At 67.3% G+C, this 23,357-nt stretch carries 22 protein-coding genes; 6 read left to right on the forward strand and 16 right to left on the reverse strand.

Going from position 1 to position 23,357, the window contains the following annotated elements:
* Window positions 1-19: 19 nt before the first annotated feature.
* Window positions 20-1,006 carry a phosphotransferase gene (locus tag H3H55_RS09795; RefSeq protein WP_193098476.1) on the reverse strand — a complete coding sequence of 329 codons (987 nt, stop codon included), beginning with the start codon at window positions 1,004-1,006 and terminating at the stop codon, window positions 20-22.
* Here H3H55_RS09795 and H3H55_RS09800 point away from each other — a divergent pair.
* Window positions 1,005-1,694, forward strand: a complete 690-nt coding sequence (locus H3H55_RS09800) for a cephalosporin hydroxylase family protein (RefSeq protein ID WP_129512233.1) — start codon at window positions 1,005-1,007, stop codon at window positions 1,692-1,694. The genes H3H55_RS09795 and H3H55_RS09800 overlap by 2 nt on opposite strands.
* On the opposite strand, the gene H3H55_RS09805 is transcribed toward H3H55_RS09800, so the two are convergent.
* From H3H55_RS09805 to H3H55_RS09830, 6 genes are all read right to left on the reverse strand, one after another.
* On the reverse strand, window positions 1,651-2,856 hold the full coding sequence (locus H3H55_RS09805) for a glycosyltransferase (RefSeq protein ID WP_193098477.1): 1,206 nt from the start codon (window positions 2,854-2,856) through the stop codon (window positions 1,651-1,653). The genes H3H55_RS09800 and H3H55_RS09805 overlap by 44 nt on opposite strands.
* A 7-nt stretch (window positions 2,857-2,863) precedes the next feature.
* A complete protein-coding gene (locus tag H3H55_RS09810; protein WP_193098478.1) occupies window positions 2,864-3,925 on the reverse strand; it encodes an asparagine synthase-related protein in 1,062 nt (353 codons plus the stop codon).
* Window positions 3,922-4,800, reverse strand: a complete 879-nt coding sequence (locus H3H55_RS09815) for a 4Fe-4S cluster-binding domain-containing protein (RefSeq protein ID WP_193098479.1) — start codon at window positions 4,798-4,800, stop codon at window positions 3,922-3,924. The genes H3H55_RS09810 and H3H55_RS09815 overlap by 4 nt, the downstream gene beginning before the upstream one ends.
* Window position 4,801: 1 nt before the next feature.
* Window positions 4,802-5,794, reverse strand: a complete 993-nt coding sequence (locus tag H3H55_RS09820; protein ID WP_193098480.1) for a phosphotransferase enzyme family protein — start codon at window positions 5,792-5,794, stop codon at window positions 4,802-4,804.
* Window positions 5,795-6,544: an FkbM family methyltransferase gene (locus H3H55_RS09825; RefSeq protein WP_193098481.1), complete on the reverse strand. Its 750-nt coding sequence runs from the start codon at window positions 6,542-6,544 to the stop codon at window positions 5,795-5,797.
* Between the two features lie 243 nt (window positions 6,545-6,787).
* Window positions 6,788-8,380 (reverse strand): ABC-F family ATPase, encoded by a 1,593-nt coding sequence (locus tag H3H55_RS09830; protein WP_193098482.1) that lies wholly within the window; start codon window positions 8,378-8,380, stop codon window positions 6,788-6,790.
* A 172-nt stretch (window positions 8,381-8,552) separates the two neighbouring features.
* Between H3H55_RS09830 and H3H55_RS09835 the strand changes: the two genes are divergently transcribed.
* The gene (locus tag H3H55_RS09835) at window positions 8,553-9,005 is read left to right on the forward strand and encodes a lipocalin-like domain-containing protein (RefSeq protein WP_193098483.1); all 453 of its coding nucleotides are present in this window, start codon (window positions 8,553-8,555) and stop codon (window positions 9,003-9,005) included.
* A 126-nt stretch (window positions 9,006-9,131) separates the two neighbouring features.
* Here the strand turns inward: H3H55_RS09835 and H3H55_RS09840 are convergent, their stop codons facing one another.
* A complete protein-coding gene (locus H3H55_RS09840; RefSeq protein ID WP_193098484.1) occupies window positions 9,132-11,411 on the reverse strand; it encodes an AsmA family protein in 2,280 nt (759 codons plus the stop codon).
* Window positions 11,412-11,563: 152 nt separating this feature from the next.
* Between H3H55_RS09840 and H3H55_RS09845 the strand changes: the two genes are divergently transcribed.
* Window positions 11,564-12,265, forward strand: a complete 702-nt coding sequence (locus H3H55_RS09845) for an ATP-binding cassette domain-containing protein (protein WP_193098485.1) — start codon at window positions 11,564-11,566, stop codon at window positions 12,263-12,265.
* Window positions 12,262-13,065 carry an ABC transporter permease gene (locus H3H55_RS09850; RefSeq protein WP_193098486.1) on the forward strand — a complete coding sequence of 268 codons (804 nt, stop codon included), beginning with the start codon at window positions 12,262-12,264 and terminating at the stop codon, window positions 13,063-13,065. The genes H3H55_RS09845 and H3H55_RS09850 overlap by 4 nt, the downstream gene beginning before the upstream one ends.
* 42 nt (window positions 13,066-13,107) lie before the next feature.
* Here H3H55_RS09850 and H3H55_RS09855 read toward each other — a convergent pair whose 3' ends face one another.
* The 3 genes from H3H55_RS09855 to H3H55_RS09865 all read right to left on the reverse strand — a co-directional run bounded on the left by H3H55_RS09855 (window position 13,108) and on the right by H3H55_RS09865 (window position 15,652).
* A complete protein-coding gene (locus H3H55_RS09855) occupies window positions 13,108-13,581 on the reverse strand; it encodes a PliI family lysozyme inhibitor of I-type lysozyme (protein ID WP_193098487.1) in 474 nt (157 codons plus the stop codon).
* Window positions 13,582-13,834: 253 nt separating this feature from the next.
* Window positions 13,835-14,386 carry a DUF6013 family protein gene (locus tag H3H55_RS09860; RefSeq protein WP_193098488.1) on the reverse strand — a complete coding sequence of 184 codons (552 nt, stop codon included), beginning with the start codon at window positions 14,384-14,386 and terminating at the stop codon, window positions 13,835-13,837.
* 249 nt (window positions 14,387-14,635) lie between these two features.
* Window positions 14,636-15,652, reverse strand: a complete 1,017-nt coding sequence (locus H3H55_RS09865; RefSeq protein ID WP_193098489.1) for a zinc-binding alcohol dehydrogenase family protein — start codon at window positions 15,650-15,652, stop codon at window positions 14,636-14,638.
* Window positions 15,653-15,776: 124 nt separating this feature from the next.
* On the opposite strand from H3H55_RS09865, the gene H3H55_RS09870 reads away from it, so the two are divergent.
* The gene (locus H3H55_RS09870; protein ID WP_129512250.1) at window positions 15,777-16,718 is read left to right on the forward strand and encodes a LysR family transcriptional regulator; all 942 of its coding nucleotides are present in this window, start codon (window positions 15,777-15,779) and stop codon (window positions 16,716-16,718) included.
* 189 nt (window positions 16,719-16,907) lie between these two features.
* Complete coding sequence (gene serB / locus H3H55_RS09875; protein ID WP_048250981.1) at window positions 16,908-17,753, forward strand: phosphoserine phosphatase SerB; 846 nt, start codon at window positions 16,908-16,910, stop codon at window positions 17,751-17,753.
* A gap of 86 nt (window positions 17,754-17,839) precedes the next feature.
* On the opposite strand, the gene H3H55_RS09880 is transcribed toward serB, so the two are convergent.
* From H3H55_RS09880 to rimO, 5 genes are all read right to left on the reverse strand, one after another.
* On the reverse strand, window positions 17,840-19,021 hold the full coding sequence (locus H3H55_RS09880; RefSeq protein WP_193098490.1) for a cystathionine beta-lyase: 1,182 nt from the start codon (window positions 19,019-19,021) through the stop codon (window positions 17,840-17,842).
* Between the two features lie 113 nt (window positions 19,022-19,134).
* The gene (locus H3H55_RS09885; RefSeq protein WP_129512253.1) at window positions 19,135-19,677 is read right to left on the reverse strand and encodes a hypothetical protein; all 543 of its coding nucleotides are present in this window, start codon (window positions 19,675-19,677) and stop codon (window positions 19,135-19,137) included.
* Window positions 19,678-19,695: 18 nt separating this feature from the next.
* A complete protein-coding gene (gene bktB, locus H3H55_RS09890) occupies window positions 19,696-20,886 on the reverse strand; it encodes a beta-ketothiolase BktB (RefSeq protein WP_193098491.1) in 1,191 nt (396 codons plus the stop codon).
* Between the two features lie 69 nt (window positions 20,887-20,955).
* On the reverse strand, window positions 20,956-21,882 hold the full coding sequence (locus H3H55_RS09895) for a sugar kinase (protein WP_193098492.1): 927 nt from the start codon (window positions 21,880-21,882) through the stop codon (window positions 20,956-20,958).
* 3 nt (window positions 21,883-21,885) lie between these two features.
* Window positions 21,886-23,247 carry a 30S ribosomal protein S12 methylthiotransferase RimO gene (gene rimO, locus H3H55_RS09900; RefSeq protein ID WP_048250895.1) on the reverse strand — a complete coding sequence of 454 codons (1,362 nt, stop codon included), beginning with the start codon at window positions 23,245-23,247 and terminating at the stop codon, window positions 21,886-21,888.
* Between the last annotated feature and the right edge of the window lie 110 nt (window positions 23,248-23,357).

The raw sequence follows: 23,357 nt of genomic DNA on the forward strand, positions 1-23,357 counted from the left end.
ACAGGGCGACCTGCCAGCTTCAGGGCGTCGCACCATCCAGCAATTGCCGCCAGCCACCGAGAAATCCGATGCCGGGCCCCGGCATCCACAGGCCGCGCTGTGCGGCTTCCAGATGGATCAGCGTCTGGTCCGCGCAGAACAGGGCCATCAGCGCATCGCAGTTGTCGTGCATCCAGTCCGGCGCAGCATCGCACCGCGTCGCCGCATAGGTCTGCAGCCCCGCCTCCCATCGTTGCGCATCGAACACGAAGCGATCGTCCCTGCTTGCATCGCGCGACAGCGCGAACAGCGCAAAGGCCGTCTCGAGCCACTGCGCACCCTGCCCGACATCGTCGAAATCGAGCACGCCGTTTACCGCATGCCCCACATACAGCAGGTTGCCCGCGTGATAGTCGCCATGCAGCCAATGCACGGGCCCGGTCAGCCAGCGTGCCGCGGCATCGAGATGCGCGCCGATCCGCCGGATCATCGTGTCGTAGTGGCTGCTCAAGTCGGCCGGCAACGACGGCATCGCACGTGCCGATACGCGCATATGGCGCGCCGACAGCCAAGCCAGCGGCGCGGATTCGCTCGCGGGGATCGCTGCCAGCGCCGCATGCAGATACGCGAGCGCACGCATCGCATCGATCGCGCCCGCCTGCGCATCGCCGGGCAAGCCGGGACTGCCGTCGATATGCTCGAACAGATGCAGCCAGCTTCCATCGGGCGCCTGCACACCGGATTGCGCGTCCACGGTCGGCCGCAATCGGGGCAGCGCGGGCAGCATCGGCGCCGTGCGCGAGCGGCCGAGATGGCCGAGTATCGACGCCTCGCGATGCACCTGCTCGACCGGTTTGCCGGACCACGACACGCGCAGCACCGCGCGCGCCGCATCGCACTCGACGAGATACGTTTTGTTAGTATGGCCCGACGACAGCGCCTGCATGCGCGCCGGCCTGAGGTTCCAGTGCCGGTGAAGCCAGGATTCCAGCGTTTTCACGTCACTCCTACTCGTTGCATTGACCATGTCAGAGCGTCCTTCGGCCCGCATGCGGGACATCAACATCGAATGGCTGACGCGCGCTGCCGAATTCGACCATCTGTTCCAGACGCGCTGGCTCGGCGAGCGCTTCTTCCACCTGCCCGGCGACATGCTCGCGCTCCAGGAACTGATCTGGCGCACGCGCCCCGACTGCATCGTGCAGACCGGTATCGCGGCGGGCGGCGGTGTCGTGTTCTCCGCGTCGATGCTGGAACTGGCGGGCGAGCACGGGCGCGTCGTCGCGATCGAACCGCGCCTGCGCGACGAGGTCAGGCAACGCCTGCAATCGCACCGGCTCGCCCATCGCATGGTGCTGATCGAAGGCGAATCGTGCGCAGCCGACACGCTCGCGTCGGTGCGCGCGCAGATCGGCGACGGCGCGCGCGTGATGGCGATCCTCGATCTCACGCATACCCACGCACACGTGCTGCGCGAACTCGAATGCTATGCGCCACTCGTGACGCCCGACAGCTACGCGATCGTGATGGACACCATCATGGAGTACCTGCCGGCATCGATGTTCGACGGCAAGCCGTACGGCAAAGGCAACAACCCGGCCACGGCCGCGCGCGAATTTCTCGCCCGCGACGCACGATTCGAAGTCGACGAGGATATCGAGGACCGCGTGCTCATGACGCTGTCGCCAGGCGGCTTCCTGAAGCGAGTGCGCTGATCAGGCGCGCGGCCTGCGCCGAGCCGTCGCGCGCGTAGCTCGCGCGGATTCGCGCCGCATGCTCGCGCAACGAACCGGGACGCAACAGCTGTTCGAGCGCATCGGTGATGTCCGCCACGCCAGCCTGCTGCAGATCCAGCACGTATCCGGCGCCGGCCCGCTCGACGAAGTGCGCGGAATGGAACTGGTCGTTGCAGAACGGCGACAGCAGCATCGGCACGCCGCACGCGAGCGACTCCATCACCGAATTCGCGCCGCCGTGGCTGGCGAACGCGTGCGTACGCTGCAGCAGCGCCAGTTGCGGCACATAACGCACCGCGACGACGCGCTCGTCACCGGCCGGCAGCAGATCCGAATCGACCAGTTCGCCCACCGACAGCACCAGTTGCGCCGACGTTGCCCGCGTCGCTTCGATGACCTTCGCGAACACATCCGGATGGTAGTAAAGCTGGCTGCCGAGCGACATGTAGACGAGCGGGCGATCCGCATCGAGGCGCTCCCACGGGAACGCCGTCTCGTCGCCGCGCGGGCCGGACGGCAGCGCGGGGCCGACCAGTTCGACACCTGGCGGCGGAGTACCGACCAGCGCGTCGGTCGTGAACGCGAGCGTCAGATGCGGCGACAGGATGTCGCAACCGCGAAAGCGCGCGTCGAGGCCGTAGCGCGCGAACAGGCGCGTGCGTTCCGGTGCGAGCCAGCGCACCGTGCGCAGCAGTTCCGAATCGAGATCGTCCGGCAACACCGGATTCAGTGAATTCGACATCGAGACCCACGGCAGCCCTTCCAGCTCGGCCGCAATTGCCGCCGCATAGAGCAGCGGATCGATCACGACCACGTCCGGCTGCCATTCGCGCAGCACCGCGCGGATACCGTCGACCTGCGCGGGCGCGAGGTCGATCAGCAGCGTGCGGATCCAGTGGCGCAGCCAGTCGGCATCGCGAATGTTCGCGGCGAAGCTCGCGCCGCGCGACAGGTCGTGGCGTTCGGGCGTCTCGCGCGGCCCGACGAAGGCGAAGTCACCGGCGCCATCGAGCTGCGCGCTGATGTCGGCCGGCGCATAGAACGCGACGTCGCAGCCGGCGGCGCGCAGATGCTGGGCCGGGCCGATACAGGGATTGACGTGCCCCTTCTCGGGCACCACGCAGAACAGGATGCGTTTCATGAGCGGCTCAGGTTGGGCGATGCGCGGCATCGCAATGATCGAAGTGATCGAGGATCAGCATCAGCGTCGTCCACAGCACGCGTTCGGTATCCGCCTGCAGCGTGGGCGCGGCAAGACCGAGCGTGCCGGCCAGCGCGCATGCGCGGTCGCGATCGAGCAGCGCCGTGAGGTCCATCGCTGGCGCGAGCCGCCCGCGCTTGGGGCCGTGCACGAGACGGTCCGGCAGGTTCAGGCGCGCACCGAGATCGCGCAGGCATTGTTTGTTCAGGTCGGGTTCGATGCTCGTCAGATGCGCGACGACCGCATCGTCGACAAACGGCGGATGCAGGTCGACCGACGCCGCATCGAACAACGCATGGCACAGCGGCAGGTAGTTGGCCGACCGGTCGCGGCGCAACACCTGATCCGCGCCGTCGCCGGTAATGGCGACCTCGATGCCGTCCGCGGCCATCGCCTCGGCCAGCAGCAGCTTGGCGACCGGATGCAGGTTGAACATCGGTTCCTCGACCGCATACGTCGTTCGCGGCAGCGCGGCCACGAAATCGGCCTCGTTCGCACGCACGATCTTCACCGTCGCCTGCATCTGCGCGGCCAGTTCGAGCGCCGCGTCGCGTTCGCAATAGTCCGGCATGTCGGTCGCGAGGATGTAGGACGTCACGTGCCGCTGCGCGCCGAGTTCGCGCAGCAACGCGAGCAGCAGCGCCGAATCGAGCCCGCCGCTCAGCGCCAGCGCAACCCGCTTGCCGCTGTCGAGCGCGCGTTGCAGCGATGCGCGCAGCACGGTTTCCAGATCGCCGCGCTGCGGCCGTTCGGGCGCCGGCTGCACGGTCAGACCTTGCGGCGAACGGATCAGCGCATGGCCCGGCGGCACCGCGAGCACATCGCGCAGCACGGTGCGATCGACCGGACGCTCGCCGCTCAGGTAGCCCGCGATGCCGGTCGTGTCCGGCGCGCCGGCCGGTTGCCCCGACGCAAGCAGGACGGCACGGATGCCGGACGCCGACATGCCGCTGCGCGGATGGTAGTGCAGACGATCGAAACCGAACAGGTCGCGCGTGCCGACGATCATGGATAACGAGCCTTCAAGGTGTCCACTTCAATGCGTTTGAGGATGCGATGCGGCGCCACCGGCGCGCTGCCGCCCTGGCAATGCAAGCACGCTTCGAGCGGCGCCTCGCGTTGCAGATAGGCGAGCATCGCGTCGAGCATGTCCGCGTCGTCGCGCAGCGGCAGGCCGTCGGACCGGAAATCCTTCTCGCCCTTGTAGAGCGTATGGAAATGGGCCGGACGCGTGCAGGTGTAGAACATGCCGTCGCGAATCATATGGCAGCGCTCGCGGATCCAGCAATCGTGATAGAGACGCTGCGCGTCGTCGCGGTCCGTGCCGGGCTGCGCACGATTCATCGTCGTGAACACGTCCTGCACCTTCCAGTTCAGGCGCACGTCGAAGCGTGCGGCCTGGTGCTCGACATGCGCGATCAGGTCGGGCGAAAGCGACGGTTTCGGGTAACGCGAGATCGTCAGCGCATCCACCGCCTGCCAGAACGCGTCGGACATCTCGCCCAGCTTCAGCCCGTTCGTCGTGACGGAGATCACCGGCGCGATACCCGTGTCGCGCACGCGCCCGATGAGTTCGACGAGCGCCGGGTGCAGCAGCGGCTCGCCGCCGACCAGCTTGAAAACGCGCGGGCTCAGGACCTTCGCGGCCTTGCGCAGATCGGCCTCGACCGAATCGGGGCTCGCAAACCACTCGGGCAGCAGCGGCGACAGCGAGCAGCATTCCGCGCAGGTCAGGTTGCAGTGGTCGACGATATGCGCTTCCAGCGAGCGCGTCCTGACGCGCCCGTCTTCGACGCGGTAATCGCGGTCCAGCGGCGGCGGAAAGACATGCTGCCGCTCGCCGGACGGCGTCGGATTCGAAACCCGGTTCAGATTCGCATTCACTTCAGCTTCCTGCCTGCACGCAACGGGAAAAGAAATCGACGAGACGGTCGCGCGCGTCCACCATCGCGAACGCCATCGTCACCGCACCGCTCAGGTGCGCGGCGTAGCGCGACGGATCGTCGAGCCAGCCTTGCACGACCCACAGCTTGAGCGCGTGCTGCAGGCACGCGGCATCGACCGCCCACGCGATACACGCGAGATTCACCGGCCGCACCCGCCGATACGCGAGCACGAAGGCTTCCGCGAGGTGCGGCGCCTCCAGCGGCAGATGGTTCAGGCAACGCACCAGCTCGTATTCGCGCGGCGCGCCGATCGCCGCTTCCCAGTCGAGGATGAGCGGCGGCGGTAAGCCCGTGAACAGGTAGTTGAACTGGTTGTAGTCGTTGTGGATCGGATGCTGCGGATCGTCGGCGGGAAACGCTTCGATGCTGCCCGGATAGTAGCGGTCGATCATGCGCAGCGCGAGTTCGACATAACGGCGCAGGTTCGCCGCGCCGTCGTTCGAGCGCGCGCGATCAAGCGCGTCCAGCAGGCTGCGGCGCACCGCATCCGCATCGATCGCGGTCAGCCGCGCGCCGATCGTGTCGAGCGACGGCAGATGAAGCCGCTCGAGACTCAGATGCAACGCAGCCAGGCTTGCGCCGAGCGCATCCCACTCGGCCGGCGAAAACGTATCGTAGGTTCTGAACTGTCCGGCTTCCCAGCGCGTCAGCATCGCGTGCGAACCCGCACCCGTCCACAGCGGTGCGCCGGCTTTCGTGCGTTTCAGCGTCTGCACACGGAAGCGGGCATCGCCGTGCGTCTCGAAATGCGCAAGGACAGCGGCTTCCTTGGTCGCGCGCGCATGATGCTCGAGTGCGTAGAGCTTGATCGCGACACCGCCATCATCGGCCGGCAGATGCAAGACACGTTCGCCGACCTGACGTGGCGATCCGCTTCGGCCGAGCGCATAGGCGTCGCGAATTTCGTCGAAGGTGGCAGCGAGCGGGTCCATTCAGATGTGCTCGGCCGGGCCGTGCCGATACGGATGGCCGCTCAGGAACGTGTTGTGGCCGACGTAGCGCAGCTTGTACATCGCCGGCCGGAACAGCACCGACGGATCGTTGTTCGCGATGCCGAGCAGCGGATACAGATCCTGCCGCACGAAGAACGCGTTGTTGCCCATGTCGTCGCAGCAGACGAGTTCATAACCCTTCTGCCGGCCGAGGTGCACGAGCGATTCGAGGCTCGCGCCGTAATAGGTCGACCCGTCCCATTCGTGGTCCGGATTGAAGCACATGACCCAGCGCTCGGGCGGCGTGTAGTACGGGTTGTATTCGATCACGACGATGCGCGGCTGAAACGCCTGCAGGCCGCGCCACACCCAGTAGTCGTTGCCGTCGATATCGATCGACAGCAGGTCGAAGTCGGCCGGCGTGTTCGCGTCGGCGAGCAGTTGGTCGACCGTATCGGGCTGGACACGGTCATGATGCAGACGGACACGCTCCGCGCCCGCGTAGTGGGCGGCCAGCTTGCCGAACCGGTACGCGCTGCCTTCCACCAGCACGCCGGCCCAATCCTGTTCGCGCAGCAGCCGCGCGGTGTTGCTGTTGCGCAGGCCGTCGCTCGCGCCGATATCGACGCAGAAGCGGTTGACCGGCTCGATCCGTTCCATCAGCCGCGCCAGGATGCTTTCCTCGGTGCCCTGCGCATACAGGCTTGGCGCAAGGCCGGACAGGTCGAGCGGGAAAGGATGGTCCTGCATCGAGGGGCGGCTCCGGGTCGGGATGGGGATTGGAGATTGGCGTTCGGTGGGTAATTTACCTGAAGTCGATTAACCAGAGGAAACTGGAATGAGCAACGCCGTCAGGCCTCGCCGGGGCAGAAATGAAAAAGCCCGCATCGACAATGCTGTCGATGCGGGCTTGATGCGTTTCCGGCCGTTCCGCTTTATGTGCCCGGCTTCGTGCTGCTTAGCCGGGGCACATGAACGGACGCGTCAGCGCGATTACTCCTGCCCCTGGCTCGTCAGGAATTCTTCGTAGTTGCCGCCGAAGTCGAACAACGTACCGTCCGTACGCACCTCGATGATCCGGTTCGCCAGCCCGCTCACGAATTCGCGGTCGTGCGACACGAAGATCAGCGTGCCTTCGAACTGCTCGAGCGCGATCTGCAGCGACTCGATCGATTCCATGTCCATGTGGTTGGTCGGCTCGTCCATCAGCAGCACGTTGTGGCGGCCGAGCATCAGCTTGCCCCAGATCATGCGGCCCTTCTCGCCGCCCGACAGCACCTTCACCGACTTCTTGATGTCGTCCGACGAGAACAGCAGGCGGCCGAGCGTGCCGCGCACCATCGTTTCGTCGTCGCCGTCCTTGCGGTACTGGTCGATCCAGTCCATCAGCGTGATGTCGTTCGGGAACTCCTCGTACGTGTCCTGCGGCATGTAACCGACATTCGCGTTCTCGGACCACTTCACCGTGCCGTGTTCGAGCGCGAGCGCGCCGAGCAGCGAACGCAGCAGCGTGGTCTTGCCCGCGCCGTTCTCGCCGATGATCGCGATACGCTCGCCCGGCTGCACCGACAGGTTGAAGTTCTGGAAGATCGTGCGCTCGTACTTCTTCGTGATGTCTTCAGCGACCACCGCGACGTTGTGCAGCTTCTTCTCGAACTCGAAGCGGATGAACGGGTTCTGGCGCGACGACGGCTTGAAATCCTCGATCTTGATCTTGTCGATCTGCTTCGCGCGGCTCGTCGCCTGGCGGGCCTTCGACTTGTTCGCCGAGAAGCGGCGCACGAAGTCCTGCAGTTCCGCGACGCGCTCCTTGGCGCGGGTGTTCGCCGCGGCCTGGCGCTCGCGCGCCTGCGCCGACGCGAGCATGTAGTCGTCGTAGTTGCCCGGCCAGACCTTCAGCGTGCCGAAGTCCATGTCGGCCATGTGCGTGCACACCGAGTTCAGGAAGTGACGATCGTGCGAGATGATGATCATCGTCGAGTTGTACTCGTTGAGCATGCTCTCCAGCCAACGGATCGAGTTGATGTCGAGGTTGTTGGTCGGTTCGTCGAGCAGCAGCACGTCAGGCTTCGAGAACAGCGCCTGCGCGAGCAGCACGCGCAGCTTCCAGCCCGGCGCGACGTCGCTCATCGTGCCGCTGTGGAACTTCTCCTCGATGCCGATGCCGAGCAGCAGCGCACCCGCGCGCGCTTCGGCGTCGTAACCGCCGTATTCGGCGAACTTGCTCTCGAGCTCGGCCGCGTGCATGTAGTCGTCGTCGGTGGCTTCCGGGTTCGCGTAGATCGCGTCACGCTCGGTCATTGCGGCCCACATCTCGGTGTGGCCCATCATCACGACGTCGAGCACGCGCACGTCTTCGTACGCGAACTGGTCCTGGCGCAGCTTGCCGAGACGGACGTTCGGCTCCAGCGCGACGTTGCCGGCGCTCGGCTCGAGGTCGCTGCCGAGGATCTTCATGAACGTCGACTTGCCACAGCCGTTCGCGCCGATCAGACCATAGCGGTTGCCCTCGCCGAATTTGACCGAGATGTTCTCGAACAGGGGCTTTGGCCCGAATTGCATCGTGATGTTGGCAGTAGAAAGCACGGCAGGTCCCGTTAAAGGATAAATCGACGGAAAACCGTGTATTTTAGCAGGTGTCGGAGAAACTGCCGACCATGCCGTTCCGACAGCGCATTCCGACCCCTGGTCCGCCGCCCGGCGGCCCGCCAACACGACGGCACGCGCCCCACCGCCGTCTTACTGGATGGAATCCCGCATGCTTGCCAGCCAGCTTCGCGAACAACTCGTCGGCGCATGGCGCCTCGTGTCCTACGAAGTCCGCCCGCGCGACGGTAGCGCGGTCGCCTACCCGCTCGGTCGCGACGTGCGCGGCTGGATTCTCTACACACCGGACGGCTACATGTCCGCCCAGCTGATGGCAGCCGGTCGGCCGCCTTACGCGAACGGCGACCTGCACGGCGGCACCGCCGACGAGTGTGCGACCGCCGCGCGCGGCTACGTCGCCTATTCCGGCCCCTTTCATGTCGACGACGACGGCACGCTGACCCACGAAATGGACGTCAGCCTGTTTCCGAACTGGATCGGCAACGTGCAGCAGCGGGTCGCCGTGCTTGACGGCGATCGCCTGCAACTCGGCACCGCCGCCCCGGCGCGGATCGACGGCCGGGAAGTCGACGCCGTGCTGCACTGGGCGCGCGCGGGCCGCTGACACGCCGCTGGCGGTCGCAACGGTTCGCCGGATCGGGGCGACCGGGCGGCCGGCCGTCGTGCAAACGCGCGGCGTGCGGCGCGGCTGCCTCGCGCTCGCCGTGCGACGAGCGCGCACATCCGCACATCACTTGCCGGCCTTCATCGCCGCCTTCTGCGCGACCCTCTCCTTCATCTGCCCGAACAGTTCCGAGCACGGCACGTCCCGGTTGTTGCTCGGCGCGATCAGCGGGATCAGCGCCGCGAACGGGTTGATCAGCCCGAGCCCGATCATCGCGCCGGCGCGCAGCGCGAGCGCGCCCGCATCGACGCCGACGTTCGGGTTCTTGAACGTGCCCTTCGCATACAGCGGCGAGCGCAGCGAGAAGATCCGGAAGCCCTTCGTATGCGGATGGATCTTCAGGTCGAGCGTTTCGTCGCGCAGGCTGATCGGGCCATCGACGTTGATCAGCGCGTCGTCCGTATCGAGCGCGAACACCTTCGGGTCGAGAATGCCGTTGGTCGCGACGAAATCGATCGCCGCGCAGTTGATCTTCACGTCGTTGTTGCCGAACAGCTTCTCGTAGACGACGTTCGCCACGTTCAGCCCCGCCGCTTCCATCAGCAGGCGGCTGATGCGTCCGTCGGTCACGAGCGCCTTCACTTCGCCGTTCGACGTCGCGGCGAGCGCGGCCGGCGAATTGCCGGTCGCCGACAGCGACGCGTCGCCGTTGATCTCGCCGAGCGCCGACTGCATGACCTTCTGCGCAGGGAACAGCTGCTTGAGCTTCAGGTGACGCGCGGCCACCGTGAAGCGCCCCTTCAGCGGCGCGCCGCTGCCGTCGAGGTGCGCGGTCGTCGCGAGCGTGCCGCCCGCGACGCCGAACTGCAGCGGTTCGAGCGACAGCACGCCGTCCTGCATCACGATGTGCGTGTACAAGTTCGTGATCGGCAGGTCCGAACTCTTGACCAGCTTGCGGCCCGTGAACTTGACGTCCGCGTCGAGCGCGCGCCAGCGGTCGGTGCGGAACGTCTCGACCGGCAGCACGCGGCCCGACGGCTGGCGTGTCGTGTCGCCGCGCTGCGCCTTGCTCGCGGCCGTGTCCGCACCGATCACCGGCGCGAGATCGGCGAACTGCAGCAGGTTCGACACGAGTTCGCCCGACAGCTTCGGCCGCGGCTCGCGCTGCTCGTACACCAACGTGCCGCCAAGATCGCTGCCGCCCACGCGGCCGTTGAAGTTCTCGTAACGGAATGTGCTCGCGCGCCGCTTGAAGTTGCCGATCAGCCGCCCTTCGGTCGCGTAAGGCGGCGTGTCGGGCAGCGTGATGCCGGTGAGCTGGTAAAGGTGCGACATCGACGTGCCCTGCAGCCACAGCCGCAGGTCGATCGCCGCGAGATGCGTCGGATCGGTCAGCGTGCCGACAATCGCGAGCCGCGTGTCGCCGGCCTTCACGTCGGCCTGCAGCGGGAACGGCCGCGACGTGTCCTGGATCGCCAGCACGCCGCCGAGCTTGCCGGTACCGCTGATCGGCACGTTCTTGTAGCGGCCGTCGACCTTCAGTCCGAACGCATAGGTCGGGCCGGACGGCTTCGCCGGCGCCGCGGCACCGCTTGCGCCGGACGCGACAGCGGCCGTCGATGCGGACGCGGCAGACGGGGCAGACGATGCTGAAGCCGAAGCAACCGAAGACGCCGACGAAGCGCCTGCGGACGACGCCGCACTCGCCGCCTTCGACGCGGCTTCCGCGTTGGCCTTCGCGCTCAGCTGCGCGGCGCCGTGCTTGCCGACCCGCTGCGCGGACGCCGCACGCGACGTCTGTTCCTGCTCCTTCAGCACGTCGCCGAGCGGAATCGGCTGCCCGAGCGTATCGATCGCGACGGTCAGGTCGGCCTTCGTGATCGCGTCGCGATACGTGACGGTGCCCTTCGCGAAGCCGAAGCTGTCGAGCCGTACCTTCCACGGCGACGGCTGCGACGATTGCTTGAACTGGAAGGTCCACGTATTGCGGCCGTCGGCGAGTCGCTCGAGGTCGACGGCGGGATTCTCGATGTCGATCGACGGAATCACGATCTCGTGCGCGAGCAGCGGCAGGATCGCGAGATCGAAATGCGCGGCATCGAGCGTGACGAACTTGGGCGTCTTCGCCCAGTCGGGGTTGCCGATCTCGAGCTGCGTGGCCGAAAAGCTCGGCCAGGGCACCCACGCACGCCAGCCGGTCTCGCCGTCGGGGCGACGCCAGCCGACCTTCAGGTCGCCGTTGATCGCGAACGGACGGCCGAGTGCCGCACTCACCTGTTCGTTGACCCACGGCTTCGCGCGGTTCCAGTCGAACGTGAAAAGAAAGACGCCGGCCGCCGCGATGAGCACCGCGACGATACCGACGATCCATGCAGCCGATTTGCCGATGGCTCGGGTTAGCGTCATGGCGGTTCCGTTGTTGTTCTGAAGTGTTGCCGCATCATGCCGGGCCGCGTGCGTGGACGAACGGCGCACGACACTCGCGGCTTTTCAATCGGTATTATGACGCACGCCATGGTGACGTTTCGGCGCCGTTAACGCTTTTTTTCATTTGTGACATGACAGCCCCCACCGGCCTCATCGATGCGCAGCGCATTACGCGGCGCGACGCCAGCAGCGGCAAGACCCTGCTCGCCCCGACCGATTTCAGCCTCGTTGCGGGATCGCGACTTGCCATCACGGGCCCGTCCGGGTCGGGCAAGAGCGTGCTGCTGCGCGCGCTCGCGCTGCTCGACCCGCTCGACGGCGGCCACATCCTGTGGCGCGGCAGCCGGATCCGGCGCAGCGCGATCCCGCGCTACCGGCGCAGCGTCGCGTACGTGCGCCAGCGCCCCGCGCAAATGGACGGCACCGTCGAATCGCAATTGCGCTATCCGTATTCGCTCGCGATCTATCGCGACGTCGCGTTCGATCGCGCGCGCGCCGAAGCACTCGCCGCGCAGGCCGGCCGCGGCCCCGACTTTCTCGACAAGCGCGCGAGCGACCTGTCGGGCGGCGAAGCGCAGATCACGGCACTGCTGCGCGTGCTGCAGCTCGATCCCGACGTGCTGCTGCTCGACGAGCCGACCTCCGCGCTCGATCCCGAATCGGCACGCGCGATCGAGGCGCTCGTCGGCGCATGGTTCGACGCGGCGCCCGATGCACGCGCGTACATGTGGATCTCGCACGATCCGGCGCAGGCCGCGCGGATCGCCACGATGCGGCTCGTCATGCAGGCCGGCGTGCTGCATGTCGCAAACCCGACGGAGGCTGCGCAATGAGCCCGGCACTGCAGGACCTGAGTCTTGTCGACGTCGGCATTGCCGCCGCGCTCGTCGCAGTCAACGGCGCGATCTCGGCCGCACTGTCGCTCGGCCTCGGCCGCAAGCTCGCGCTCGCGGCGGTGCGCACCGTCGTCCAGTTGCTCGCGATCGGTTACGTGCTCGGCTGGGTGTTCGGTCATCCTCACTGGTACGTCGTGCTGCCGCTCACCGCGCTGATGACGCTGATTGCCGGCTTCGCCGGCGCGGGACGCGGCAAGCGCACGTACCGCGGCCAGCGCATCGACAGCATCGCATCGATCTGGTTCAGCAGCTGGTTCGTCGCGGCGGTCGGCCTGTTCGTCGTGATCCGCATCCATCCGTGGTTCGCGCCGCAATATGCGATTCCGATCCTCGGGATGATTCTCGGCAATACGCTGACGGGCGTGTCGCTCGGTGTCGAGCGGATGATGGAAGAACTCACGGCCCGCCGCGACCGCGTCGAGACCGCTCTCGCGCTGGGCGCGACGCGCTGGGAAGCCGTGCAGGACGCCGCACGCCAGGCCGTGCGCGCGGGCATGCTGCCGACGCTGAACCAGATGGCAGTGGTCGGCGTCGTGAGCCTGCCGGGGATGATGACGGGCCAGGTGCTGGCCGGCCAGTCGCCGCTGCAGGCCGTGCGCTACCAGATCGTGATCATGTTCCTGATTGCCGCGGCCTCCGCGCTCGGCACCGTCGGCGCGGTGCTGATGACCTATCGCCGGCTGTTCTCGGCCGATCACCGCTTTCTCGCGGCGCGGCTAGAAGAGCGCGCGCACTGACACGCAACAGCGCCGCGCGAAGCGCGATGCGCGATTGCGTAGTCAGCGCGCGGCGCGGCGCTTGCCGATCGCCTGCCGCAACGCGGCCGCGATGTCCGCGCCGGGCGCGAGCCCGTCGACCGATGCGACGAGCCGCACCGCGCGCGGCGTCGTCACATAAGCCTGCGCGCCGACATAGCCGCCGCTGCCGGCCGAACGCGTCGTCACGACGAGCGCCTGCGGCGCCCGCGCGCCGAGGTCGGCCGTAAACGCGTCGGCGATCGTGCCATCGCGCGCATGCAGCACGCCCGTCACGTAATCGTCGGTATCGAAGCCGGGCGCGGCATGCGCGGTCGAATACACGCGCACCGCGTAGCTGCCGGTCGAGCACGGTTCGAGCGCGCCGCTCGACACCACGGCCACCTGCTGCCGCGACGGCAGCTCGACCTTCTTCACGAAACTGCAATCGTCGGCCGCCTGCGCGTGCGCGGCGACGAACACAGCGGCAGACAGCAGCGTGCGCATTCGGAATTTCATCGGGATATCGTTACAGGAAGGTGATGATGTGGCCGAGCATAGCGTGACATCCGCATGACGTCACGCAGGCCGTCACGAACCGCCAACGCGCGGCGAACGGTGCAATACCGTTATCGCGGCACTGTAAGTACCGCGAAGCAGGTCGCAGAAAGCATCGTGACGGCGGCACGCAACGGTCACGTGCCGCCCTGCTTGTCACGCCATTCGAATCCGTTGTGCGCGCACCGAACGACACGCCGGCCCGCGGCGCCGCTCAATGCTTGATCGACACCGTCACCTTCGTGCCATCGCTCATCGTCACGGACTTCGAACCGCCGTTGGTCGGAATCGACACCCACTTCACCTGGCTCACCGACGCGACGTCCGGACACTGCAGTGACTTGCCGCCGGCCGTCACGTTGCGCGTGCCCTTCGGCGCGGCCGCCTGGAAGCTCAGCTGCACGTTGGCGACGCCCTTCGCGTCGACCGACGGCGCAAGCCGCACCTGGGTCTGGCGCACCATCGCGCCGTTCTCGTCGCGCGGCAGGCTGTCGGCGTTCGGGCAGCCGCTCGGCATCGCGACCGCGCCGCTCGGCGGCACCGACTTCCAGTTGAAGTCGTCCGTCTCGCCCGAGCGGATCTTGCGGGTCTCCTGCGTATTACCGAAGGTCTTCGAATCGACCTTGACGGTGTATTCGAGCTGTCCCGTACCGCCGCCCTTCAGGCTGCCCTTGACCGGCGGCGCCGCGAATACGCTCGCGCTGACGCACGCCGCCGCGAACACGACCGACCACGATGCGGCGACCGACAAGCTGCGTTGGCTCATGCTGACCTCCTTGTAATGCGGCGGCACGCGCGTGCCGCGCGGTTTTCGATGCATGATGCGCTGCCAGTCTACCGCCAAGCGGCATGCAATGCGCCGCAAACGCATCGGGTGTTACCCCGCTTGCGCTCGCGACGCCGCAACCTTACGTGTAGTGCCGGCGCTCGGGAAAACGCCGGGCCGCCTCAAAGGAAGTCACCTTGGGGGAGGCCCGTCGAGGGGCGTGGTACAAAGCGACGGGCCTGACGGCGCTCAGAAGCCGCTCAGCACGAGCTTGCCGATCGCGCGCCCGCCCTCGAGCAACTGATGCGCGCGCCGCACATTCGCCGCATTGATCGCGCCGAGCTGCTCGCCGACCGTCGTGCGCAGCGTGCCGCTGTCGACGAGCCGCGCGACTTCGCCGAGGATCCGGTGCTGCTCGATCATGTCCGGCGTCTCGAACATTGCGCGCGTGAACATGAATTCCCAATGAAACGCGGCGCTCTTCGCCTTCAGCAGTTCGACCGGCACCGGCTTATCGTTCTCGACGATCGTGCAAATGCCGCCCTGCGGCCGGATTACTTCCGCAGCGGCAGGGAAATGGCGGTCCGTGTCGTTGAAGATCAGCACGTAGTCGACGTTCGGATGCCCTGCGTCGCGCAACTGCGCAGGCAGGTCGCCGAAATGGTCGACGACCGCATCGGCGCCGAGCGAACGCACCCATTCGGCCGACGCCGGCCGCGACGCGGTCGCGATCACGTGCAGCTTGCCGAGCGTCTTCGCCAGCTGGATCGCGATCGAGCCCACGCCGCCCGCGCCCCCGATGATCAGCACCGACTTGCCGGCGTCCGTGCCCTGCGGCGATACATGCAGCCGGTCGAACAGCGCCTCCCATGCGGTCAGCGCGGTGAGCGGCAGCGCGGCCGCCGCGGCGAAGTCGAGCGCGCGCGGCTTCAGCGCGGCGATCCGTTCGTCGACCGCATGGAATTCGCTGTTCGTGCCGGGCCGCGTGATGCTGCCCGCGTAGAACACTTCGTCGCCGGGCCGGAACAGCGTGACGTCGGCGCCGACCGCGACGACCGTGCCGGCCGCATCCCAGCCGAGCACGCGCGGTGTGTCCTCGACCTTCGGTTTCGGCGCGCGCACCTTGAAATCCACCGGGTTCACGGAAACCGCCTCGACCTTCACGAGCAGGTCGCGCGGGCCCGGCACGGGCTGCGGCAGTTCCACGTCGAGCAAGGCTTGCGGGTCGTCGATCGGCAGATAGCGGGTCAGTCCAACGGCTTTCATCACGAAACTCCTTTCAGGGAAACCGGGCGGGCTGCGGCGCAGCCCCATGAACGTCATCGTAGGCAACCCGATCCTTCGAGAAAACCGCTATATTTCCTGAAACATTTTCAGGAATTTCAGAATAATGACGTCCGATCCGATTCCGGCTCCCGACAAGCCGCTCGACCTGCTCGACGTCGCGCTGTTCGTGCGCGCGGCGCTGCTCGCGAACGTCACCGCGGCCGGACGCGAGTTCGGCGTCTCGGCCGCGGTCGCGAGCGCACGCATCGCGCAGCTCGAGCGCCAGCTCGGCGCGCGGTTGCTGCACCGCACCACGCGCCGCATCAGCCTCACGCAGGACGGCGAAGTCTTCATGGCGCGCGCCGACGCGCTGCTGTCGGCCGCCGACGCCGCGCGCGCGTCGGTCGGCCACGGCCGCAGCGAGCCGTACGGGCGGCTGAAGGTGTCGATGTCGTCGTCGTTCGGCCGCCAGCACGTCGCGCCGGTGATTCCCGCGTTCCTGCGCCGCTACCCGTCGGTGTCGCTCGACCTGCGGCTGTCCGACGAGATCGTCGATCTCGTCGACGACGGCTACGATGTCGCGGTCCGCCTTGGCGCGCTGAAGGATTCGACGCTCGTCGCGCGCAAGCTCGCCGTGAACCGCCGTGTGCTGTGCTGCTCGCCCGCGTATCTCGCCGAGCGCGGCACGCCGCGCCACCCGGCCGACCTTGCACAACACGAATGCGTGATCCTCGGCGACCAGCGCGACTGGTCGTTCGCCACGCCGCAAGGCCCGCTCACCGTGCGGGTCGGCGGCCGGCTCGTCGCGAGCAACGGCGAGGCGATCCGCGAAGCGCTCGTCGACGGCTTCGGGATCGCGATCAAGTCGACCTGGGACGTCGGCCCGCTGCTCGCGAGCGGCGCGCTCGTCACGGTGCTCGACGACTATCCGTTCGCCGACGACGTCGCGATCTGGGCCGTCTATCCGAGCCGCGCGCACGTGCCACTGAAGACGCTCGCGTTCATCGCATTTCTCGCCGAGCATTTCGGCGATCCACCTTACTGGGATCGCGCGGACGAACGTTAGGCACCGGTGTTCATGCTCGCGCCGCGCGCGTGCCGGTTCGAGTCCGGCCTCAGGATTCGTACCGGCCTCGACCGAGCGGCTACAATGGCGCGTTCGCGACGCAATGGCCCGCAGCCGAACGGGGCCGCGTTCGCAGGCGGCCGCCCGTTGGCCGCGTAAGCGTTTCATTCGCCTTCCAACCATCCCGCCATGACCCACAACCTCGTCATCCAGAGTCTTGCGCCGCTGTCGGACGCCCATCACAAACCGCTGCTCGCGCTGTCGCGCGGCACCCGCATCGTGCAGACCGACGATCACGCGCTGCGCATCGACAACGCGAACCCGGCGCAGCGTCTCGACATCGACGCGTACTGCGGCACGCACGCGCTCGACTTCGCATTCGTCGAGGCCGGCCTCGCGCTCGGCGATTTCGGGCTCGTCGTGATGGACATGGATTCGACGCTGATCACGATCGAATGCATCGACGAGATCGCCGATTTCTGCGGCCTGAAAACGCAGGTCGCCGAGATCACCGAAGCGTCGATGCGCGGCGAGATCCGCGATTTCAACGAAAGCCTCACGCGCCGCGTCGCGCTGCTGGCCGGGCTCGACGCGCAGGCGCTCGAACGCGTGTACGAGGAGCGGCTGCAACTGTCGCCCGGCGCCGAGACGATGCTGGCCGGCGTGAAGGCCGCCGGCATGAAGACGCTGCTCGTGTCGGGCGGCTTCACGTTCTTCACCGAGCGGCTGAAGGCGCGCCTCGGCCTCGACTACGCGCAGGCGAACACGCTCGAGATCGTCGACGGCAAGCTGACCGGCAAGGTGCTCGGCGAGATCGTCAACGCCGACGTGAAAGCACGCCTGCTGCGCGAGACGTGCGCGTCGCTCGGCCTCGCGCCGAACCGCGCGATCGCGATGGGCGACGGGTCGAACGACCTGAAGATGATGGCCGAAGCCGGGCTGTCGGTCGCATTCCACGCGAAGCCCGTCGTGCGCGAAGCGGCAACGGTCGCGTTCGATCACGTCGGCCTCGACGGGCTGCTGCGGCTGTTCTGATTCCGCACGGCCTCAAATGAAAAACGCCGGCGCGATGTGGCATCGCGCCGGCGTTTCGTTTTTCCGCGACCGTGATCGGCCTGCGATCAGCCGAGTGTGGCCTGCATCGCGCGCTCGAGGTCCGCGCGCAGGTCGGCTTCGTCCTCGAGACCGACGTAGAAACGCACCAGCGTGCCGCGATGCGGCCAGTCCTGCCGCATCGACGCGACGTCGTAAGGCATCGCGAGGCTGCACGCGCCGCCCCAGCTCCAGCCGATCGCGAACAGTTCGAGCGACTCGACGAAGCGGTCGATCTGCTCCGCGCTGTAGCGCGCGTCGAACACCACCGAGAACAGCCCGCCCGCGCCCGTGAAGTCGCGCATGAACGACGCGTGCCCCGGGCAGTCGGCAATCTGCGGGTGCAATACCGACGCGATTTCCGGCCGCGCCTTCAGCCACTGCGCGAGCGCGAGCGCGCTCTTGCTGTGCGCGTCGAAGCGCACCTGCATGCTCGGCAGACTGCGCAGCACGAGCGAGCAATCGTCGACCGACACGCCGATCCCGCAGCGCATCCGCGCGAGCTTCAGCTTCGCGTGCAGCTCCGCGTCCGCGGTGATCGTCGCGCCCATCAGCACATCGCTGCCGCCCGACTGGTACTTGGTCAGCGCCTGCATCGAGATGTCGACGCCGTGATCGAACGGCTTGAACGCGAGCCCGGCCGAATAGGTGTTGTCGATCGCGGTGACGATGCCGCGCGCCTTCGCGACCGCCGTGATCGCCTGCACGTCGGGCACTTCCATCGTCACCGAGCCGGGCGCCTCGATCCAGATCAGTCGCGTGTTCGGCTGGATCAGGTCGGCGATGCCGGCACCGATGAGCGGATCGTAGAAGCGCGCCGTGATGCCGAAATCCTTCGCGAGCCAGTTGCCGAAGTCGGCATTCGGCCCGTACACGTTGTGCGGAATCAGCACGTCGTCGCCCGCTTTCACGATACCGAAATAGACGTTCATGATCGCCGCGAGGCCCGACGGCTGCAGCAGCGCATGCGTGCCGCCCTCGATCTCGGCGAGCCGCTGCGCGAGCGCGAGCGACGTGGGCGTCGCGTGCAGCCCGTAGCGCCACTGGTTGTCGTTGTGCCACACGAGCGCGCGCATCGTCGCGAGATCGGGGAACACGACCGTCGACGCGCGCGCGACCGGCGGCACGAACGAACGGAAGCCTTCCGGAATGACGTCGTCGGGTTGAACGATGCGGGTTTGCAGCGCGCGCTTGGAAGTGGATGCAGTCATGACAGGAAGGCGGGCACGAGGCCGTTCGGTTGCGGAATATGTCGCTAGATTAGCCAAAATCGGCGCATTTGGCCCGGTACAATGCGCGCCGCGCACACCGAGCCAGCGCAAGCTCAGTCGTCGGTGCGCAGGTTGACGACGCCGCCCACCGTCTCGATTTCCTGCACGCGGCCGTCGCGCACCTGCAGCGCCGCGCGCTTGCCCGGCGCCAGACGCAGCACGACGGGTTGCGGGTCCGACTCGTCCGAGTTCATCCGGTCGGCCTTCAGGTCGCCCGTCGCGTCGAAGCGGCCGACCCACACGCCCGTGATGTTCGTGCCGTCGTTCGATTCCTCGATTTCCAGCGTATCGCCGTCGCGATCGCCCGCGAGCAGGACGACCTCACCCGTATCGGTGAACTGGTATTCGCCATGCACGCCTTCCTCGTCCGTCTTCGGGCCGAGATGCACGACGATCGGCCGGTCGCCGAGCGTGCCTTCGTAGCGCGGCAGGCGGGCGAACTCGGGATTCGGCCGCAGCGGCCGCGCGGGTGCCGGTTCGTCCTGTTGCGTGCCCGGCGCGACGGCCTGCGCCGCGACCGCGCCCGACATCGCCATGCCCGCCGCCAGCGCGCCCGCGACGACGAGCGCCCGTTGCCATTCCGAATATCGACCCACCTTGCGTTGCTCCTTGCTTCAGATTCGCTCGAAAATCGCGGCGATGCCCTGCCCGCCGCCAATGCACATCGTGACGAGCGCGTAACGGCCGCCGACGCGCTGCAACTCGTACAGCGCCTTGACGGCGATCAGCGCGCCCGTCGCGCCGATCGGGTGACCGAGCGAAATGCCGGACCCGTTCGGGTTCACCTTTGCCGGGTCGAGACCCAGTTCCTGCGTCACCGCGCAGGCCTGCGCGGCGAATGCCTCGTTCGCCTCGATCACGTCGAGATCGGCGACCGTCAGCCCTGCGCGCGCGAGCGCCTTTTGCGTGGCCGGCACGGGACCGATCCCCATGTAGGCCGGATCGACGCCCGCGTGCGCATACGCGACGAGGCGCGCAAGCGGCTTCGCGCCGCGCTTCTCGGCAACGCCGCGCTCCATCAGCAGCACCGCGGCCGCCGCGTCGTTGATACCCGACGCATTGCCGGCCGTCACCGTGCCGTTCTCCTTCACGAACACGGGCCGCAGCTTCGAGAAATCCTCCAGGCTTGCGTCGTGGCGCACGTGCTCGTCGTGATCGAACATGACCGGCGTGCCCCTCTTCGAGCCGATCAACTCGACCGGCAGGATCTGCTCCTTGAAGTAGCCGGCCTTCGCCGCATGCGACGCGCGGCGGTGCGATTCAAGCGCGAGCGCATCCTGTGCGTCACGCGAAATGCCGTACTTCGCCGCGACGTTCTCGGCCGTCACGCCCATGTGGATCGTCTGGAACGGATCGTTCAGCGCGCCGACCATCATGTCGACCGCGCGCATGTCGCCCATGCGCTGCCCGAAGCGCGCGGCCGGGATCGAATACGGCGCGCGGCTCATGTTCTCCGCGCCGCCCGCGATCGCGATGTCCGCGTCGCCGAGCAGCACGCCCTGCGCGGCCGACACGATCGCCTGCAGCCCGGAACCGCACAGCCGGTTGACCGTGAGCGCCGGTGCATGTTGCGCGACGCCGCCGTTGATCGCGGCGACGCGCGCGAGATACATGTCCTTCGGCTCCGTGTGCACGACGTTGCCGAACACCACGTGGCCGACCTCGTCGCCCGACACCTGCGCACGCTGCAACACTTCGCGCACGACTTTCGCGCCCAGCTCGGTCGGCGCGATGTCCTTCAGGCTGCCGCCGAAATCGCCGATCGCGGTACGCACGCCGCTCACCACCACCACTTCACGTTGCATGTTGCCTCCTCATCCTTGTCAGCGAATGAATCGATCGTGCGGGGCCGTGGCCGGCGTGCGTGTTCCGCGTCAGCCTTGCATCAGGCGCTCCACCGCGTCGCGGTGCGGAATCGGCGCGACCGCGCCGTAGCCCGTCGTCGACAGCGCCGCCGCCGCGTTCGCATAACGCGCCGCCGCGAACGGATCGTCGCCCGCGACGATCCGCGCGACGAATGCGCCGCCGAAGCAGTCGCCCGCGCCCGTCGCATCGACCGCCTCGACCGCAAAGCCCGGCACGACGCGCCGCTCGTTCGGCGTCGCCACATACGCGCCGTCCTTGCCAAGCTTCAGCGCGACGACCTGCGGCCCGTGTTCGAGCATCGCATCGACGATCGCGTCGCGATCGTTCGCACCCGTGAGCGCCGTGACGTCGTCCCAGCTGGGCAGGCAGATGTCCGTCTGGCCCAGCGCCTCGCGCATCACCGCACGAGCGCGCGACAACGGCCACAGCTTCAGGCGCAGGTTCGTGTCGAAGCTGACCTTCGCGCCGTTGCGACGCGCATGGTCGACCGCCGCGAACGCGGCGTCGCACGCGGCCGTGCTGATCGCGAGGCTGATGCCCGACAGGTGCACGGCCTTCGCGGCCGCCAGCGCGTCGAGCGGCAGGTCGCCCACCGCATAGCGGCTCGCCGCGGAGCCCGCGCGCAGATAGTCGAACTGGTGGCCGTCGGCGCCGTGCGTCACGAAATACACGCCGGTCGGCGCCGCGCGGTCGATCCGCACGTACGTCGTATCGACGTGCTCGGCGCGCCACATGTCGGCCAGCAGGCGGCCGAACGGATCGTCGCCGATCGCCGACACGAAGCCGGTCGACGCGCCCTGGCGCGCTGCGGCGATGCAGAAGTTCGACGTATCACCGCCGAAGCCCTGCAGGAACTCGGGACGGCCAGGCTGCGACTGATTGAATTCGATCATCGCCTCGCCGAGTGCGAGGATCTCCGGAAATACGCCGGTCATTGCTTACACCTCGCCCCACAGATCGTGGCCGTCGGCGCCCGTGATCTTCACGGACACGAAATCGCCGACCTTGTAGCGCTTCGACGCCTTCGCCGCCGGCTCGACATAAACGACACCGTCGATCTCCGGCGCATCCGCCGCCGTGCGGCCGATGCCGCCTTCCGCGCTGACTTCGTCGATCAGCACCTTGAGGGTCTTGCCGACCTTGCGCTGGATGCGGTTCGCCGACACTTCCTCGGCCACTTCCATGAAGCGCGCGCGACGTTCCTCGCGGACCTCGTCAGGCAGCGCGCCGTCGAGTTCATTCGCGGTCGCGCCTTCGACCGGCGAGTACGCGAAGCAACCGACGCGATCGAGTTCCGCCACGCGGATGAAGTCGAGCAGCGTTTCGAACTGCTCTTCCGTCTCGCCGGGGAAGCCCGCGATGAACGTGCTGCGGATCGTCAGGTCCGGACACATCTCGCGCCACTTCTGCACGCGCTCGAGCACCTTCTCGGCGTTCGCCGGACGCTTCATGCGCTTCAGCACTTCGGGGTGCGCGTGCTGGAACGGCACGTCGAGATACGGCAGCACGTGGCCCTTGAACGGGCCTTCGGCCATCAGCGGAATCACTTCGTCGACGCTCGGGTACGGATACACGTAGTGCAGGCGCACCCATGCGCCGTACTGCGCGGCGAGTTCGCCGAGCGCGGCGACCAGGTCGGTCATGCGCGTCTTGATCGGCTTGCCGTTCCAGAAGCCCGTGCGGTACTTCACGTCGACGCCGTACGCACTCGTGTCCTGCGAGATCACGAGCAGTTCCTTCACGCCCGACTTGAACAGGTTCTCGGCTTCCAGCATCACTTCGGCGACCGGACGCGACACGAGATCGCCGCGCATCGACGGGATGATGCAGAACGTGCAGCGGTGGTTGCAGCCTTCGGAGATCTTCAGGTACGCGTAGTGGCGCGGCGTGAGCTTGATGCCGGCCGCGGGCACGAGGTCGACGAACGGGTCGTGCGGCTTCGGCAGGTGCGAATGTACGGCCTGCATCACTTCGCCCACGGCGTGCGGGCCGGTGACGGCGAGCACCTTCGGGTGGACTTCCTCGATCAGGTTCGAGCCGCTGGCGCTCGACTTCGCGCCGAGGCAGCCGGTGACGATCACCTTGCCGTTCTCGGTCAGCGCTTCGCCGATCGCGTCGAGGCTTTCCTGCACGGCTTCGTCGATGAAGCCGCAGGTGTTCACGACGACGAGGTCGGCGCCGTCGTAGGTGCCGGAGATTTCATAACCTTCGGCGCGCAGCTGGGTGATGATTTGTTCGGAGTCGACGAGGGCTTTCGGGCACCCGAGGGATACGAATCCTACTTTGGGGGATTGGGACATCTGGCGTGTGGGGGCGTGGCAGCAAAAGCGTGAGTTTACAGCCATTTATGGGTCAGCGAGCCAAAATCGGCCGTTGCGACGCCACGGATCACGACGACGACGTGCGGCTC

This window comes from Burkholderia sp. Z1 (assembly GCF_014893795.1).
In the GTDB taxonomy this organism is placed as follows: Bacteria; Pseudomonadota; Gammaproteobacteria; order Burkholderiales; family Burkholderiaceae; genus Burkholderia; species Burkholderia theae.